Source organism: Streptomyces sp. NPDC096339, from assembly GCF_044762985.1.
Lineage (GTDB): Bacteria > Actinomycetota > Actinomycetes > Streptomycetales > Streptomycetaceae > Streptomyces.
In genome coordinates, this window is record NZ_JBIWFI010000002.1 from 666,224 (window position 1) to 683,542 (window position 17,319).

Consider the following 17,319-nt stretch of genomic DNA (forward strand, 5'->3'; position numbering starts at 1 on the left):
GGCCTCTACTTCCGTATGGCGGGATTGTTGTCCGTTTGCACAGTCCGGACGTGGCCCGTGCCCGGGGCGCACTCGTCCCGGTGTGCTCCGCCCGTGTGGCCGTGCGCCCGCCCGTGCGCTCTGGCCGGTCCGCGGGCCCGGCGATTCGATGTGCGGTGCGTGGGTCGGCCCGCTGCGCGAACCGGGCGGGTCCGGGGGTGCCGCTGCCTCAATCCCCGCGGGCGGCGGTCCGGTCCGGGGGGTGGATTCCGCCTCCCGCGACCGCGCACGTGCTCCGCCGCGGGCGGGCGCCGGCGGTACGGGGCGGTACTCCGTACCGCTGAAGAATGGCTGAAACCGACCTATGGGACGGTGGGAACGGAACGTCAAATACCGCGTTGCCGGGGCGTGTTCGTTTGCATGTGCGCCCCCCTTAACCACTCTCGCACGCCTGTCCCGTGGCAGCATGGACCCCGAGCCACCCGGGGTCCCGCGGCCGCGCCCTCCGCGCCGACCGTGCTGCCCGTGCCCCGGTCATGTGCCCACAGGCTGGGGAGGCGGCGGTGCGCTGGTTGGTGGGTTGGAGCAGTATCGCCGCGAGCTTCGGCACGGCCGGACGGGTCTCGGGCGCGAACGGCCATGGCGGCCGCGGCGGATCCGGAGGCTTCGGCGGACCCGGAGGCTTCGACGGCCCCGGTGACCAGGGAGGCTACGGCCGAGGCGGTTACGGCCAAGCCGACTACGGCCAGGCCGGCCATGGCCAAGCCGGTTACGGTCAGAGCGGCCGCGACCAGGTCGGCGCCCCCCTGCACGGCGGCATCGCCGACTCCGCCCACCCGGGCGACCCCAGCGCGGACGCCGACCGCACTGTCCAGCCCGTCGGCGCCCAGTTGCTGTGGGGCGACCCCGACCCCCTCTGGGCCGTCGGCGACTGGCGCCCCGACGAGATCCGCACCCTCACCGCCGACCCGGCCGACCCCTTCACCCGGCTCGCCGTCCTCGGCTGCTGCGGCGCCACCGACGCCGAGCTGAAGCGCGCCCTCTACGCCGCCCGCGGCGGGGCGCTGCGCCACCTCACCCAGTGGTCCGGCAGCTACACCGCCGTCGTACAGGCCGGCCGCCGGATCACCGTCGTCGGCGACCTCGCGGGCGCGCGGCCCGTCTTCTACACCCCCTGGGCCGGCGGCACCGCGTACGCCACCGCCGCGCTCCCGCTCGCCGACCTCATCGAGGCGCAGCTCGACATCGGCCACCTCGCCGCCCTGCTGGCCTGCCCCGACAGCCCCGAGGCGCTGGGCGACGGCACGCCGTACGCCGGGGTCCGCCGCATCCCGCCCGGACACGCGCTCATCCTGCGCGAGGGCTCTCGGGAGATCACCGGCTACGAAGCCGTCGCCTCCCTCGCGGTGGCCGCGCCCGAGGCAGACGCCGAGCGCGCGGTGGAGGGCGTACGGGAAGCGTTGACAGCCGCGGTGCGCGCCCGGCTCACGGCGCCCAGGCATGCTCCCGACACGGTTCCACCGTACGATCCCGGCCCCGTGCCCGGCATGGGCCCCGCCGACCGGCGCGCCGCACGCGGCGCCCCCGCCCCGGGGGTGGGCGCCGACCTCTCCGGCGGCAGCGCCTCCGCGACCCTCGCCCTGCTGGCCGCCGGACTGCCGGGCGCCCCGGGCAGCCTGGCCAGCCCCGCCGGGGCGCGGCTGCTCGCGGTCACCTTCAACGACCTGGCCACCCCGCAGGGCCGCGAGGCCGAACTGGAACGGGCCCGCACGATCGCCGCCGACCCGCGCCTGCACCACGTCGTGGTGGCCGCCGCCGAAGAGGCCCTCCCGTACGCCGAACTCGACGGCCCGCTGACCGACGAACCGGGGCCCTCGCTGGTCTTCGCCGCCCGCGAGCGGCGACGGCTGGCCGCCGGCAGCGCCGACCACTTCACGGGCCACGGGGCCCGCCAGGTCCTCGACGCCCACCCGGCGCGCATGGCCGACCTCCTGATGGACCGCCGGCGCCGCCACCTGCTGCGCCCGGTCGCGGCCCTGGCCCGTTCGGCCTCGGCCTCGGGGGAGTCCCTGCTGGTGCCGCTGACCGTGTACTCGGCGGCGCGCAGACTTTCCCGTACGACGTACCGCGCGGGCATGGAAGCCGCCGCGGCCAGGCTCCGCGAGGGCGGGGTCACCGAGAGGTCCTCCGGTCCGGTGGACGCTTCCCTCGCCGCCCTGACCTGGTCCCGCCCGGGACCCGCGGCGGGCTGGCTCACCGGGGAGGCGCTGGCGGAAGTATCGATCCGGCTGGCCGCCGCCGCGGGCCGGCCGCCGCTCTCGCTGCGGCCCGGGGAGGCCCGGGCCCGTTCCGTGCTGGCCCGGCACGCCGCCGACCACCGGGTGTTCGAGCAGGCCGTGGAGGTCCGCAGCCAGCGCCTGCACGCCCCGTTCCTCGACAACCAGGTCGTCCGGGCCGCCCGCGCCCTGCCCGAATCCCTGCGCGTACAGCCCGGGGCCAGGGCGGCGATCCTGCGTAGCGTGCTGTCCTCGGCGGGCGTGCGCGAACTCCCCCCGGGCTGGGGCGCGACCGCCCACACCCCGAACGAGACGGCGATCCGGCTCGGCCTGCGGGCGGCCCTCGCCTCCCTCATGGAGCTGTTCGCCTCCCCGCTGCTCGCGGACGCCGGGCTGATCGAGGCCCGCGTCGTACGGCAGGCCCTGCTCGACGCGGCGGAGGGGCGGCCCGTACCGCTGGACGGGCTCGCGGAACTCGTCTCGATGGAGCTGTGGCTGCGCAGGCTGCTCGCCCGGCGGGGCACGTGCTGGACGGGAACCTCGACGGCCCGCCGGCGTGCGGTGCCCGAGGGGGTACCGGTGCGGGCGGTGCACCGGCCGGCGCTGTCCTGACCGGCTTCGGGGGTCAGGCCCCGAGCACCAGGGCGGTCGCGACAGCCGGCCCGAAGGCGCCGCCGAGCTGGTAGCAGAGGGCGAACAGGCCGATGGCCGTGGGGCGCCGGCTCTCGGGGGCGGCCGAGGCGGCGTGCATCGACAGGACGGCGTTGGCCCCGGTGGCGGCGAACACGGCGCACAGGGTGGCGGTCAGCAGCAGCGGCCCCCGGTCGGCGCACACCGCGGTCACCACGGCCAGCGTGCCGATGCCGGCCAGCGTCGTGCGTACGGCCGTCCGGCTCATGCGCACCGAGGCGGCGGCCAGCAGCCACGACAGCGCCGACCCGGTCAGCAGGGCCACGAGCTGCCCGGCCCCGGCCGCGCCGCGGTCCCAGCCGGCCCGGTCGGAGAGCAGCCGCGGTACCGCGAACAGGAGGGTGAAGTACGAGCTCGACAGGACCAGGGCCAGCAGCGCCGAGCCGAGGAAGACCGGCCTCCGCAGCAGGGTGAGCGGCACGAAGCCGTCGGGGCGGCGCCGCACGTGCAGGGCGAGGACGAGCGCGGCCGCGGCCGCGGAGCCCAGGGCGGCGACGGGGAAGCGCGGCAGCAGGACCAGGGCCGTGGCCAGCGCGGTCAGGAGCGCGGCCCCGCGGCCGTCGAAGCGGCCCTGGGCGGGTGCCGGCCCCGTCGCGTAACGGCTCACCACCGGGACCGCGAGGATCGCGACGACCGATATCGAGAGCGAGAGCCGCCACGAGACCGCCTGCGCGAGCTGGGCGCCGAGGAGCGGACCGGCCGCCCCGAGCATCCCGAACCCCGCGCTGATGACGCCCATGCGGCGGGCCGAACCCGCCAGGCTCATCGCGACCGCGACGAGGCCAGCCCCGCCCGCCGCCTGCGCCGCCCGCCCCGGAAGGGCCAGGGGCAGCCAGGGGGAGGCGGCGACGAGGAGGGTGCCGAGGAGCAGGAGGGCGCCGCTCAGCCGGAGGGCCGGGCGCAGGCCGCGGCGGCGGAGCAGCCCGGCCAGCAGGGGGGTGCCGACGGCCATGGCCCAGGCGAAGGAGGTGACGAGCCAGGCTGCGGTGGAGGTGGCCACCCCGAGGGAGCGGGCCATGTCGGGAAGGATCAGGACGGGTGCGTTGGCGCCGGCGGCCACCGGGGTGGCGAGGAGGGCCAGCCAGAACACCGGGACGGTGCCGCCGGTCCTGCCCGTGGTGGTTGCCGCCGCGGTGGTCGCTGCCGCGGTGGTCGCTGCCGCGGCGGGGGCTGCGGCGGTGGTCTCTGCCGCGGTGGTCGTGTTCGTGGTCGCGGTCGTGCTCATTGGTGGCCCGCTCCGATCCATCTCAAGGTTCAGAATCTCAACGTTGAGATAAAATCACCCCACTCCTCTCAACGTCAAGTGTCTCAACGTTGAGATATTCTGGGTGGCGGCGCGGCGAGTGCAGAACCGAAACGAGGACGCGAGATGAGCGACGCAGTGGACGCGATCGTCGGTCAGTGGGTGACGGAGCGCCCCGACCTCACGGAGGGCCTGTGGGCCGTCGAGGTCCTGGCCCGCATCCAGCGCATGAACCGGATCATCGACAAGCAGCTCAAGGCCTTCGCCGCCGAACGCGACCTGGAGGTGGGCGAGGTCGACATCCTCTTCACCCTCCGCCGCTCGGGCCCCCCGTACGCGCTGACCGCCGGCGCCCTCATCCCCGCCGCCATGGTGACCTCGGGCGCGATCACCAACCGCATCGACCGCATGGAGGCCAAGGGCCTGGTCGAGCGGGTCCGCGACGGCCAGGACCGCCGCTCGGTCCGGATCCGGCTGACGGAGCACAGCCTGAAGATCACCGAGGCGCTGATGGCCGACCACCTGCGCCATTACGCCGAACTCCTCGCCCCACTGGACCCGGCCACCTGCACCGCGGTCGCGGGCGCCCTGCGCACCCTCCTCGAAGCCAACGGCGACACGTCCATCACCTGAGCCGCTCGCGGGCGCCACACCGCGCGCCCGACCCCGGCGGCGCGGCGGGTACGGTCCGCGCGGAGGCCCCGGCGCGCCACCACCCGCCCCGCCCGCCCCGCCCGCCCCGCCCGCCCGGCAGGCCGCCGGGGCCGGCCCGGGACCGGGACCGGGACCCGGGCCGGGTCCCGGTCCCGGCTCCGGCCCCGAAAGCCGATGCCGTCCCCCGCGGGGGACGGCAGAATTGGCGGGTGCGGTATCGAATCCTTGGCGTCACCGAGGCGCGTGACGAGACCGGCGCCCCCCTCCCCATCGGCGGCGCCCGCCTGCGCGCACTCCTCGCCGCCCTCGCCCTGCGCGCCGGCCGCCACGCCTCCGTCGCCGACCTCGTCGACGACGTCTGGGGCGACGCCCCGCCCGAGGACGCACCCGCCGCCCTCCAGGCCCTCGTCGCCCGGCTCCGCCGCGCCCTCGGCGGCCGGGACACCATCACCTACGACCCCGCCGGCGGCTACCGGCTGGCGGTCTCCCGCGACGACGTCGACCTGCACCGCTTCACGCGACTGGCAGCCCAGGGCGGCCAAGAGCTGGCCGACGACCCGGCCGCCGCCGCCCGCACCCTGCGCACCGCCCTCGGACTCTGGCGCGGATCGGCCCTCGCAGACCTCCCCGAGCCCGCCCGCACCGCCCATGCAACCGCGGCCGAGGCCCGCCGGGTCGGCGTACTGCGCTCGCGCATCGAGGCCGACCTGCGCAGCGGGGGCACCGCCCCCGCCGGGCTCCTGCCGGACATCGAGGCGCTGATCGAGGAGCACCCGTACGACGAAACGCTCCGCGGGCAGCACCTGCGCGCGCTCCGCGCCGCTGGACGTCCCGCCGACGCCCTCGCGGTGTACGAGGACACCCGCCGCACCCTGGCCGACGCGCTCGGCGCCGACCCGGGCCCCGAACTCACGGCCCTGCACGCGGAACTCCTCCGGCCGCACCGCCCCGAGCCCGAGCCCGTGCCCGAGCCCGTGCGGCCGCGGCCCCGCGGCAATCTGCGGCCCCGCCTCACCTCCTTCGTCGGCCGCGAACCCGAACTGGCCGCCCTGCGCCAGGACCTGGCCCACCTCCGGCTCGTCACCCTCACCGGCCCCGGCGGTTCCGGGAAGACCCGCCTCGCCGAGCACGCGGCCGCAGCCCACCCCGAGGCCGGCTGGATCGTCGAACTCGCCCGGCTCGACCATCCCGCCGCCGTCCCCGGCGCCGTGCTCAGCGCCCTAGGCCTGCGCGAGAACTCCCTGGTCGCCCGGGACAGCACGGCCGCCGCCGCGGACCCGTCCACCCAGCTCGTCGAGCACTGCGCGCACCGCAGCCTCCTCCTCGTCCTCGACAACTGCGAGCACGTCATCGGCGCCGCCGCCGAACTCGCCGAACTCCTCCTCACCCACTGCCCCGGCGTACGGATCCTCGCCACCAGCCGCGAACCCCTCGGCGTACCCGGCGAGACCCTCCGGCCCGTCGAGCCCCTGCCGCCCGACCACGCCCACCGCCTCTTCGCGGAGCGCGGCGCATCGTCCCGCCCCGGGTTCCGCGCCGACGAGGACCCGGCCGCCGTCGCCGAGATCTGCACCCGCCTCGACGGCCTTCCGCTCGCCATCGAACTCGCGGCCGCCCGCCTGCGGCTGCTCACCCCACGCCAGATCGCCGACCGCCTCGACGACCGGTTCCGCCTCCTGACCAGCGGAGCCCGCACGGTCCTGCCCCGCCAGCAGACGCTGCTGGCCGTAGTCGACTGGTCCTGGGAGCTGCTGGACGAGCCCGAGCGCGCGGTGCTGCGAAGGCTCTCCGTCTTCGCCGGCGGCTGGGACCTCGCCGCGGCGGAAGCCGTCTGCGCGGACCTCCCGTTCGAGGCCGCGGACGTGCTCGGCTCCCTCGTCGACAAGTCCCTCGTCCTGGCGGAACCGGATGCCGCCGGCCCCGGGATGCGCTACCGCATGCTCGAAACCATCCACGAGTACGCCACCGAGCGCGCCGCCGCCCACCCCGACGACACCCGCGCCGCCGCCCGCCGGCACGCCGCCCACTTCCTCGCCTTCGCCGAGGAAGCCGAACCCCTGATCCGCTCCGGCGCCCAGCTCCCCTGGATCCGGCGCACCGAGACCGAGCTCGACAACCTCCGCGCCGCCCTCCACACCACGGCCGTCGAGGACCCCGACCCCTACGCGGCGCAGCGACTCGTCCTGGCCCTCGGCTGGTTCTGGTGGCTGCGCAACTACCGCACGGAAGGCTCCGAGTGGACGGCGCTGGCGCTCGCCATCACCCCCGCGGACCCGCCCGAGGGCTCGCCCGCGTACTGGTCCTTCATGCGCCTGCAGGTCCTCGGCATGTTCCTGGTCGCCGAGAGCAGCGGCGGCGAGAGGTTCCGCACCCCCGAGTACCGGGCCCTCGCCGAGCGCATCAGGGAGGCCTTCCGGAGCGGCGATTCACCCGAGGCCACCACCTTCCCCGGAATGCTCTGGCCGGCGACCGTCTTCCTCACCGGGGACGCCCTGGAGTTCCACTCGATCCTCGACGAGTCCGTCGCCAACTGCCGCCGTCACGGCGGTGACTGGGAACTCGGCATCACCCTCATGCTCCGCACCCACGTGTCCATCGACGTCACCGGCGGCCTGCCCGGCGTCGACGCCGACCTCGCGGAACTGCACGAGATAGCCGGCCGCGTCGGCGACCGCTGGATCCGGGCCCAGGTGGCCAGCGCCGCCGGCGAGGCCGCCATCTCGCGAGGCCGGTACGACACCGCGCGCGCCGAGTACGAGGAGTGCCTGCGCCTCGCCCGCGAGGTCGGTGCCCACGTCGAGGCACCCTTCGCCATCGCCCGAATCGCGGAGACCGCCTACTGCGTCGGGGACTTCGACGACGCGACGAGACTCCTGGCGGAGGCCGACGCCGAGGCCGACCGGCACGGCGGGGTGTACGACGTCAGCAGCTTCGCCCGGCTCCTCTCGGCCCTGCTCGCCATCCAGCGCGGCGACACCGCCCGCGCGTGGACCGAGTGCGAGCGGGCCCGGTCCGAGGCCGCGCGGATCCAGGTGCCCGCACAGTTCACCGCCGGGCTGGACACCGTCGAGGCCGTTCTCACCGCCCACGACCACGGCCCAGAGGCGGGCCTGACGGTGATCGGCCCCGCTTTCGCCGCAGCGGTCGACGCCTACTGCGCCGAGCGGTTCGTGGCCGGGATGGCGGAAGCCGCGGCCGTGATGCTCGCCGACGCCGGCCGGCCGGCCGAGGCCGTCCACGCCTTCGCCGCGGCCACCGCTTGGCGTGCGGGCCATCCGCGCTCGGTTCCCGAGGAGGCCGCCGTGGCAGGGCTCCCGGCCCGCGTCCTCGCCGTGCTCGGCGCGGACCGCTACGCGCGGGAGGAGGCCGCCGGCGCGGCCCTTTCCCCGGGCGCCCTCGTCACGACGCTCACCGGCAGCTGATCACGGCGTCGGCCCAGCCGGCGAGCGTCGGCAGCCGGCCCGGACCGGCCCGCTCCACCACCAGCCGCAGCGAGGAGCGGCCCGCCAGCGAGACGTTCACGGAGGCGGGCGGGTCCTCGTGCCCGAGGGCGCGGGACTGCCACAGCCGTTGCCCGTCGCCGTACACGGAGAACCGCACCTCGCCGTTGGTCGGCACCGACAAGTCGTCCACCCCGACCTGGGCCGAGAAGGTCGTGCACTGACGGTTCAGCGTGATCTGCACCGAGGAGTGGGAGTTCACGGTGATCCCGTGCTCGAACCGCCGGCCGCCCACGGACAGCCCCGAGCGCTGCCACACCCAGCTGCTGTGCCGGAGCTGCAACTCCGGGCCCGTGTGGTCCCCGTAAACGGCGTAGTCGAGCCGCGCCAACGCGAATCCCCCAGGCTTCGGCGGAGCCGGGGGCTTGCTCGGAGGCGGCGTCGGCGAAGGCCGCTCCCGGCTCGGCGAAGGCGAGGGGGACGCGGGCGCGGCAGGGCTCGGCGCCGGAACGACGGCATCCGGAGCCGTCGGCGTCGGCTTCGGACCCGGCTGCGGCGGTACGGGCCCACGCGCGGGCGGCTCGTCCACGGGCGGGCTCGGCTCCGCCGAAGGCGACGGCGGCGCGGGCGAGTCCGGTACGGCCGGAGCCGCGACGCTCGGCGCAGGCTTCGCCTGGGCCTGGGGCTCGGCATCGTCCCCGGTCAGCGCGAACACCACCCCGGCGGCCGCGGCCACCGCTATCCCGGCGGCGATGGCGGCCTTGGCGGGCAGCCCGAGCCCCTCGGACGCCAGAGCCCCACCGGCCCCCGACCCGCCACCACCGGCAGCCCCGGCCCCGGCACCACCCGCCCCGGCGACACCCGCAGCCCCAGCCCCAGCCCCGGTCCCGGCGGCAGCCCCGGCCCCGGCGGTCGACCCGCTGACGGCGGCCGCCGCGGCCCCGGCCCCGCCCGCGGCGACGGCCCCGCCGGCCACCACCCCGGCGGCCTTGGCGGCGTACCCGGCGGCGAACCACCCGATGACCGCCACCGGAAGCAGCGCGGGAATGCCCGCGTTGACGTCCTTGAGCTCACCGGCCGCCAGCCGGCACTTCGCGCACTCCTCCAGGTGCTTGCGCAGCCCCCGCTCCGCCCGCATCCGCAACCCGCCGCGCGCATAGGCGCCCAGCCGGTCCGCGTACCGTGCGCAGTCGCCGCCCTCGCTCAGCGCCGAACTCACATGGGCCTGCAGGTACGCCTGCTTGAGCCCCTCCCGCGCCCGACTGGCCAGCACCGCGGTCGCGTTCGCGCTCAGCCCGAACAGCGGCGCGATCGCGCTCGGCGAAGCCTCCTCGACGGTGGTGTGCCACAGCACGGCCTGCCACCGCTCCGGCAGGCTCCGGAAAGCCTGCATGGCCAAGGACTGCTCGGCTTCGTGCATCGCCCGTACGTCCGCGCCCAGTTCGAGCGTGTCGTCACCGGACAGCCCCGACAACCCGGCGCCACCCTCGGTACCTGTACCGGTCGCGGCCTGCTCGGCGAAGACGGCGAAGTCCTCGACGAGTTGTTCCCGCTTGGCGGTCTTCGCCCAGGCGGCAGCCACCCTGCGCACGGTGGTCAGCAGATAGGCCCGCACCGACTGGTCCGGCCCCGCCCCGCCCCGCACCGCTTGCAGCGTCCGAGCGAACACCTCGGCGGTGAGGTCGTCGGCCGTGTGCCCGTCCCGGCAGCAGGTCCGTGCGTAGCGTCGTACGGCATCGGCGTGACGACGGAACAGTTCCTCGTAGGCACCGTCGTCACCGCCTCGCATCCGGGCGATCAAGTCACCGTCGGACGGCGGGAGTTCGGCCCCGGACCCGAGGGGTTCGCGCTGGGCCGGTACCTGTCGCGCGGGCAGACCGCCTGCCGCCAGACCGCCCGCCGCGACGTCGCCTCCGGCGCCGAGCGACTCTTCCCGCCCGTCAACGCTCATTTCGGACGCCCCCGAACGACACACTCAACCGGTACACCGATAAAGCGTGTCACACGGGGGGCGCGCGCCGGACCCGTCTGCACACCATCCACCCATCCGGGCACATTTCAGCTGCCCGGTGACGAAACCCCGCGGACGCCGGCCCGGAAGTCCCGCCGCGGCGGTCGGTGAAGCAGTGACTCAGGCCCTCAGGCGGTCCGGGAGCGCAGCCCTTCGAGCAGGATGTCGAGGAGCCGGGTCGAGGCCGCCGCCTGCTGCGCCGGGTCGGGCAGCGCGGGCGCCGCCGTCGCTATCACCAGCAGCACATCGGCCACGGTGACGTCACCGCGCAGCTCACCGGCCTCCCGGGCACGCTCCACGAGCTGTCCGACGACCTCCAGCAGTGCACCCGCGCCCGCGTCGTCCGAGGGCTCGTCCTCGGCCGCGATGCGTGCGGCCACGATCCGAGCCTCCGGAGCCGCACCGGCGGCCCCGGCCGTCTCGGCCGCCTGCCGCTGGTGCGGAACCCGCGCCGCCTCGGCCTCCTCGGCCCCGTCCTCGCTCGCCGAGCCGACCCGCAGCACCTGCGGCGGCAGCAGCCGCCCGGCGCCCGAGGCCACGGAGGTGCGCAGGAAGCGGGAGAGCGCCTGCCACGGCTCCTCCTCCTGACCCAGCGCCGTCCGAGCCTGCTCCGTAAGCCGGGCGGTCTCCTCCTCGGCTATCCGCCGGACCAGCACGTCCTTGCTCGGGAAGCGCCGGTACACGGTGCCGACACCCACGCGCGCACGCCGCGCCACGTCCTCCATCGGAGCCCCGTACCCCAGCTCGCCGAAGACCTCACGGGCCGCCCGCAGCACGTGCTCCAGGTTCCGCTGGGCGTCGACGCGCAGCGGAGTGGAACGGCCCACCCCGTGCGTGGTGGCCCCATTCGCGAGCGCGCGGCCGTTGCTGTTCTCGACCGAAAGCGCGGTCGCAGAACCATGGAAATCGGAAATGTTCATATGTATCCCCCGGTAATCATTTGTCTCCCCCCGGAGACACTCCCCGCCTTCGCGTCGAGGTGGGCCACGGTCTCGGGCCCGGTCCTACTCACTCGACGAGATACGAACATAGTTGAGCCAGAGTCAATTCAGAAGAGGCAGCCCCGGACGGAGCACCGCCCGATCGGAGCATTCACCCTCACTTTTTCCCCGCACACTCCCGGAATCTGCCATTCCGCACCACCTGACCTGCGGAGTTCCACCCCCGCCCAAGGTCCGGTTCGGCCCCAACCCGATGCCGCCACCGGTCACACAATTTGTCGGGGCTGTGGACAAACTCCCGGCCACGTTGCGTCATGGGATGGTGAAGGCTGCTAACTCGCGGGGCACGGCCCCCGGTACCCCGCCCCGCACGCGCATCCTGATCGTCGGCGGCGGCTACGTAGGCATGTACACGGCGCTCCGGCTCCAGAGAAAGCTGAGATCCGGCGAAGCCGAGGTCACGGTGGTCACCCCCGAGCCCTACATGACGTACCAGCCCTTCCTCCCCGAGGCGGCCGCCGGCTCGATCTCCCCGCGCCACGTCGTCGTCCCGCTGCGCCGCGTCCTCACGCAATGCCGCATCGTCATCGGCGAGGCCCGCCACATCGACCACGCCAAGCGCACGGCGACCGTCGCCACCCTCGCCACCGAGGACGAGGGGACCGGCCCGATCGAGATGGAGTACGACGAACTCGTCCTCGCACCCGGCTCGATCTCCCGCACCCTGCCCATCCCGGGACTCGCCGACTACGCCATCGGCTTCAAGACCGTCGAAGAAGCCATCGGCCTGCGCAACCACGTCATCGAACAGATGGACATCGCCTCCTCCACCCGCGACCCCGCCCTCCGCGACGCCGCCCTCACCTTCGTGTTCGTCGGCGGCGGCTACGCGGGCGTCGAAGCCCTCGCGGAACTGGAGGACATGGCCCGCTACGCGGCGCGGTACTACCACAACATCAAGCCCGAGGACATGAAGTGGGTGCTGGTCGAGGCCAGCGACCGCATCCTGCCCGAGGTCGGTCCCGACATGGGCGTCTACACCATCCGCGAACTGCGCCGCCGCAACATCGACCTGCGCCTGGAGACCAGGCTCGAATCCTGCGAGAACCGCGTAGCCGTCCTCAGCGACGGCGCCCGCTTCCCCACCCGCACCGTCGTATGGACTGCGGGCGTCAAACCGCACCCGATCCTCGCCGCCACCGACCTGCCCAAGAACGAACGCGGCCGGCTGGCCTGCACCTCCTTCCTCACCGTCGAGGGGGTCGAGCACGCCTGGGCGGCCGGCGACGCCGCCGCCGTCCCCGACATCACCGCGCCCGAACCCGGCCGCGAATGCGCCCCCAACGCCCAGCACGCGGTCCGCCAGGCCAAGGTCCTCGCCGACAACCTGATCGCCGCCCTCCGCGACGAGGTCCTCACCGAGTACGCCCACAAGTACGTCGGCTCCGTCGCCTCCCTGGGCCTCCACAAGGGCGTCGCCCACGTCTACGGCCGCAAGCTCAAGGGCTACCCGGCCTGGCTCATGCACCGCACGTACCACCTCAGCCGCGTCCCCACCTTCAACCGGAAAATGCGCGTCCTCGCCGAATGGACCCTCTCCGGCCTCTTCAAGCGCGAGATCGTCTCCCTGGGTTCGCTAGAACACCCCAGGGCAGAATTCGAACTGGCCGCGGGCGGTGGTCCCAAGGAGCCACCCCCGAAGTCCGCTCCCAACCCCCCGAAGGACAGCCAGAGCTGACGTTGTCAGTGCGGTCGGCCACACTGGACGTGTGACCATAGGTGGGCTCACACCTGCACAGAGTGACAACGTCCAGCCAGCGACCGACCACCCGACGAGCGACACAGCGACCACTTGCGACACCACGAGGCTTGAACGCAGTGAACTTCACGCGCTGGAGCGCCCGGTTTCCCGGAACGCAGCGCCGCGCCGCCGCGCGGACCGAACACGCCGCCGCTCAGGCCGCCGCCCAGGCCAAGAGGGGTGAAGGTTCGGTCCCGGCCGCCCGCGGCGGCCGAGCCGACCCCGGAACCGACCGATCCGCGCCCACCGCGGCGGACGGCGGCCCCGCCGACCCCACGGTCTCCGGCACCGGCAGCGGCACCACCCCGGGCCGGCGTACGGGCGTCCCCGCCGTGGTGCCCTCGCTCGACGAGCTGTCCGTGCGCGAGGTCATCGGCCGGCTCCCGGCCCTCGTCGCCCTCGTCCACGGCCCCGAGCACCACGTCGCGTACGTCAACGACGCCTACACCGCCGGTTTCGGCACCCGCATCCCGGGAGCCCCCGCCCACGAGGCCCTCCCCGAGCTGGGCGAGCTCGGCCTCCTCCCGCTCCTCGACCAGGTCCAGCGCAGCGGCAAGCCCCGTACCGCCAAGAACCGCACGGCGCCCGGCGGCACCAGCACGTACACCGTCACCTGCACCCCGGTCGACTTCCCCAAGGCCGAGAGCGGCGGCGAGGCGGAGGCCCACACAGGCGTCCTGATCCACCTCGCCGACGTCACCGACCACGCCGAAGCCGTCGAGCGGCTGCGCGCCAGCGAGCGGCGCCAGCGCGAGGCCGCCGTCACCCTCCAGCGCTCCCTCCTCCCGCAGGAGCTGGAGCAGCCCGACGACCTGCGCGTCGCCGCCACCTACCAGCCCGGCGGCACGGAGGCGGCCGTCGGCGGCGACTGGTACGACGTCATCACCCTGGGCGCCGGCCGCACCGCCCTCGTCATCGGCGACGTGATGGGCCGGGGCGTCCGGGCCGCCGCCGTCATGGGCCAGCTCCGCACGGCCGTCCGCGCGTACGCCCGCCTCGACCTCCCGCCCCACGAGGTCCTCCAGCTGCTCGACGGCCTCGCCGCCGAGATCGACGCCAGCCAGATCGCCACCTGCGTCTACGCCGTCCACGACCCCAACGAGGGCCTGCTCGCGTACGCCTCGGCCGGCCACCTCCCGATCCTGGTCCGGGACGAGGACGGCACCGTACGCAGAGCCGCCGACCCCACCGGCCCGCCGCTCGGCACCGGCGGCTGGCTGCACAGCTCGGGCACCATCCCGCTCGGCCCGGGTTCCACCGCCGTCCTCTACACCGACGGCCTGGTCGAACGCCGAGGCGAGGACATCGACGAGGGCGTCGCCGCCCTGGAACGGGCCCTCTCCGGCGCCCAGGGCACCCCCGCCGTCATCTGCGACCGCCTGATGCGCGCCCTCGGCGTGGACGCGGACCACGACGACGACGTCGCCGTGATGGTCCTCCAGCAACCCGCCCGCACCGGCCCCGACGCCGAGCTCTTCCACAACGCCGTCCTGGAACTCCTCGGCGGCGTCGAGGCGGCCCCGCGCGCCCGCGCCTTCGCCCAGGGGGTCCTCGCCTCCTGGCGCTTCCCGGTGGAGCTGTGCGACCTCGGTGTCCTCGCGGCCAGCGAACTCGTCGCGAACTCCCTCCAGCACGGCACCCCGCCCATGCGCCTGCGCCTGCGCCGTACCGACCGCCGCCTGATCATCGAGGTCACCGACGGGGACGACCACCTCCCGCGCCGCCGCCGCGCCGAACCGGCCGACGAGACGGGCCGGGGCATCTCCATCGTCGCCACCATCGCCTCCGCCTGGGGCTCCCGCCGCACTCCGGGCGGCGGCAAGGCCGTCTGGTGCGAGTTCGCCCTGCCGGACAAGTAGCCGGACAGGCGAAAGGCCCCGGTCCACGAGGACCGGGGCCTTCACACATCCACAGGCACGCCTACACGCGCGCTACCTCCGAACCGGCGACCTTGTCGGCACCGGCACCGGCACCGGCAGCAGTGGCGCCGATCGCGGGCCCGCCCTGCGCCACGACCTTGCTCACCAGCGACGGGTTGTCCTGCTCCGGGCTCAGCTGCCTGCCGAGCCGCAACGCCAGCCCGGCGATCCCGAGCGAGACCAGCACGAAGATCCCGATGTAGAGCATCGGCACACCCGCACCGAGCGGCACCCCGAGCGGCCCGAGCGCCAGCGCCATCTGCTTGACCAGCGCGAAGGCCGAGTTGTACTGCCCGACCGACCCCTCCGGCGCCAGATCGGCCACCAGCGGCGCGACGGTCGGCGACAGCATGGCCTCGCCGATGCCGAAGAGCGCGTACGTGGTGACGAAAGCGCCCGCGGCCATCACCGCGCTGCCGTGCCCCAGCCCCGAGAACCCGGCGATGACCCACGCGACGGTCCAGATCAGCCCCACCAGCGCGATCACCCGGGACCGCCGCCGCTTCTCGACCAGCCGGAGCACCACGAACTGCGCGAGCACGATCGCACCGGTGTTGGCCGCCAGCGCGAACCCGAGCGTCGACGGGGAGATGCCGGCGGCCTCGGTACCGAAGGCGGCCAGACCCGACTCGAACTGTCCGTAGCAGGCGAAGAAGAGGACGAAGCCCAGCAGGCACAGCTGCATCATGGCCTTGTGCCGGAGCATCCGCTTCCAGCCGCCGCCACCCTGCGCCGGGGCCTTCGGCCGGGCGTCCTTGAAGCCCGGCGCCTGAGGCATCCGCACGGTGGCGATGACCCCGGCCAGCACCAGGAACATCACGGCCTCGATGCCGAACAGCAGGATGAAGCTGCCGGGCCGGTCCTTGTCGACGATGAGACCGCCGATGAGACCGCCGATCCCGAGCCCCAGGTTCTGCATGAAGAACTGCAGCGCGAAGGACCGCGTCCGGGTGGCCGGCGTCGAGCACCACACGATCATGGTGGCCAGCGCCGGCTGCATCACGGCCTGCCCGGCACCGAGCGCCAGGGCCGACAGCAGGATGGGCACGATGCCAGTGGACAGCCCGAGCGAGATCGCACCCACCGAGGCGGCCGCGGCGGCGGCCATGACCACGGGGACGGGACCACGTCGGTCGATTGCCCGGCCGGTGAAGGGCAGCGCGAGCAGAGCTCCCAAGGCGAACGCCACGAACGCACTCGTGGCGGCCATGGAACCCAGACCTCGCACCTGCGCCACATAGATGTAGAGGTACGGAACCGTGAAGCCGATGCCGAACGCGGTCAACGCGTTCCCGGCCTGGATCCGCCGCATCGCAGCGCCCATCACCTTGGTCACTTCTCACCTGCCTTGTAACTGAAGACCGAAAGACTTCATACCTAAACTTCAATCCTTAACTCTACACATCGAAGGAGTTAGACGCCAACGAGCTCGTGCGATACTTCGACGCATGGGTGACACCCCCGACGGCACCACGCCCGTCCACGAGCCGAGCCTCGACGAGCAGATCGCCGTCTACCAGCGCGAGTTCCAGGACCTCGACCCCCAGGTCGAGAAGGTCGTATCGGCGCTCAGCCGCCTGAACCGCCGCATGAACGTCGCGTACGGACGCCAGACGGCGGCCCTGGGCATCAGCAACGCGGAGTGGGAGGTCCTCAAGGCCCTCGTCCTCTCCGGCGCGCCCTACCGCATGGGCCCGAGCGAGCTGGCCAAGCAGCTGGGTCTCACGCCGGCGGCGATGACCCATCGGATCGACCGCATGACGGCGGAGGGTCTGGTCACCCGCGAGCGGGACGAGTCCAACCGCGTCCGCGTGATCGTGGAACTCACGGACGAAGGCCGCAGCAAGTGGCTCGACGCGATGCGCGCGGCCACGGTGTTCGAGGAGGACCTCCTCCAGGACCTCTCCACGGCGGAACGCGGGGTCCTGGGCGACATGCTCACCCGGCTGCTGGACCGTGTGGAGGACCTCCAGTCGCCCAGCTGAGCCGGGGTTGACACGGCCCCTGCGGGTCCGTAAGGTTCTTCGAGTTGCCCCAGAGCCGGAAGGTTTTGGTGTCAACGAATCCCGCCGCCTCGTTGCGGCACCCAACTCTGCACGATCTCCCACCGGGAACGTATTCGGCATGCCCGAATGAATTTCCGAAGGCCGATTATGAATCGCCTGGGAAATCCACTAGAGTTCTGGGAGTCGGAAGGGCCCAACAGCCCGGAAGGCAAAACCCGCTGACTGGGAGTCAGGCCCGAAAGAGTCTGATAGAGTCGGAAACGCAAGACAGCAGAACGAAAGCCCGGAGGAAAGCCCGAGAGGGTGAGTACAAAGGAAGCGTCCGTTCCTTGAGAACTCAACAGCGTGCCAAAAATCAA

General features: G+C 73.9%; 10 protein-coding genes. 6 read left to right on the forward strand and 4 right to left on the reverse strand.

What is annotated here, in order from left to right; translation table 11 throughout:
* Positions 1-542: 542 nt before the first annotated feature.
* Positions 543-2,867: an asparagine synthase-related protein gene (locus ACIQ5Y_RS06510; protein WP_403875622.1), complete on the forward strand. Its 2,325-nt coding sequence runs from the start codon at positions 543-545 to the stop codon at positions 2,865-2,867.
* Between the two features lie 13 nt (positions 2,868-2,880).
* On the opposite strand, the gene ACIQ5Y_RS06515 is transcribed toward ACIQ5Y_RS06510, so the two are convergent.
* Entirely contained in the window at positions 2,881-4,170 is a 1,290-nt protein-coding gene (locus ACIQ5Y_RS06515; protein ID WP_403875625.1) for an MFS transporter, read from the reverse strand.
* A 144-nt stretch (positions 4,171-4,314) separates the two neighbouring features.
* Between ACIQ5Y_RS06515 and ACIQ5Y_RS06520 the strand changes: the two genes are divergently transcribed.
* Both ACIQ5Y_RS06520 and ACIQ5Y_RS06525 read left to right on the forward strand, forming a co-directional pair.
* On the forward strand, positions 4,315-4,821 hold the full coding sequence (locus tag ACIQ5Y_RS06520) for a MarR family winged helix-turn-helix transcriptional regulator (RefSeq protein ID WP_403875628.1): 507 nt from the start codon (positions 4,315-4,317) through the stop codon (positions 4,819-4,821).
* 230 nt (positions 4,822-5,051) lie between these two features.
* The gene (locus ACIQ5Y_RS06525) at positions 5,052-8,264 is read left to right on the forward strand and encodes an ATP-binding protein (RefSeq protein WP_403875631.1); all 3,213 of its coding nucleotides are present in this window, start codon (positions 5,052-5,054) and stop codon (positions 8,262-8,264) included.
* Here ACIQ5Y_RS06525 and ACIQ5Y_RS06530 read toward each other — a convergent pair.
* Together ACIQ5Y_RS06530 and ACIQ5Y_RS06535 are read right to left on the reverse strand one after the other, a co-directional pair.
* Positions 8,251-10,233 carry a sigma-70 family RNA polymerase sigma factor gene (locus tag ACIQ5Y_RS06530; protein ID WP_403875634.1) on the reverse strand — a complete coding sequence of 661 codons (1,983 nt, stop codon included), beginning with the start codon at positions 10,231-10,233 and terminating at the stop codon, positions 8,251-8,253. The genes ACIQ5Y_RS06525 and ACIQ5Y_RS06530 overlap by 14 nt on opposite strands.
* 188 nt (positions 10,234-10,421) lie before the next feature.
* Positions 10,422-11,213: a TetR/AcrR family transcriptional regulator gene (locus ACIQ5Y_RS06535; RefSeq protein ID WP_403875637.1), complete on the reverse strand. Its 792-nt coding sequence runs from the start codon at positions 11,211-11,213 to the stop codon at positions 10,422-10,424.
* Between the two features lie 340 nt (positions 11,214-11,553).
* On the opposite strand from ACIQ5Y_RS06535, the gene ACIQ5Y_RS06540 reads away from it, so the two are divergent.
* Positions 11,554-12,972: an NAD(P)/FAD-dependent oxidoreductase gene (locus ACIQ5Y_RS06540; protein WP_403875640.1), complete on the forward strand. Its 1,419-nt coding sequence runs from the start codon at positions 11,554-11,556 to the stop codon at positions 12,970-12,972.
* A 140-nt stretch (positions 12,973-13,112) separates the two neighbouring features.
* Positions 13,113-14,894 (forward strand): SpoIIE family protein phosphatase, encoded by a 1,782-nt coding sequence (locus tag ACIQ5Y_RS06545; protein WP_403875708.1) that lies wholly within the window; start codon positions 13,113-13,115, stop codon positions 14,892-14,894.
* A 61-nt stretch (positions 14,895-14,955) separates the two neighbouring features.
* Here ACIQ5Y_RS06545 and ACIQ5Y_RS06550 read toward each other — a convergent pair whose 3' ends face one another.
* Positions 14,956-16,278, reverse strand: coding sequence for an MFS transporter (locus ACIQ5Y_RS06550; RefSeq protein WP_403875711.1), 1,323 nt, complete (start codon positions 16,276-16,278; stop codon positions 14,956-14,958).
* 124 nt (positions 16,279-16,402) lie between these two features.
* On the opposite strand from ACIQ5Y_RS06550, the gene ACIQ5Y_RS06555 reads away from it, so the two are divergent.
* The gene (locus tag ACIQ5Y_RS06555) at positions 16,403-16,939 is read left to right on the forward strand and encodes a MarR family winged helix-turn-helix transcriptional regulator (RefSeq protein ID WP_403875643.1); all 537 of its coding nucleotides are present in this window, start codon (positions 16,403-16,405) and stop codon (positions 16,937-16,939) included.
* Positions 16,940-17,319: the final 380 nt, after the last annotated feature.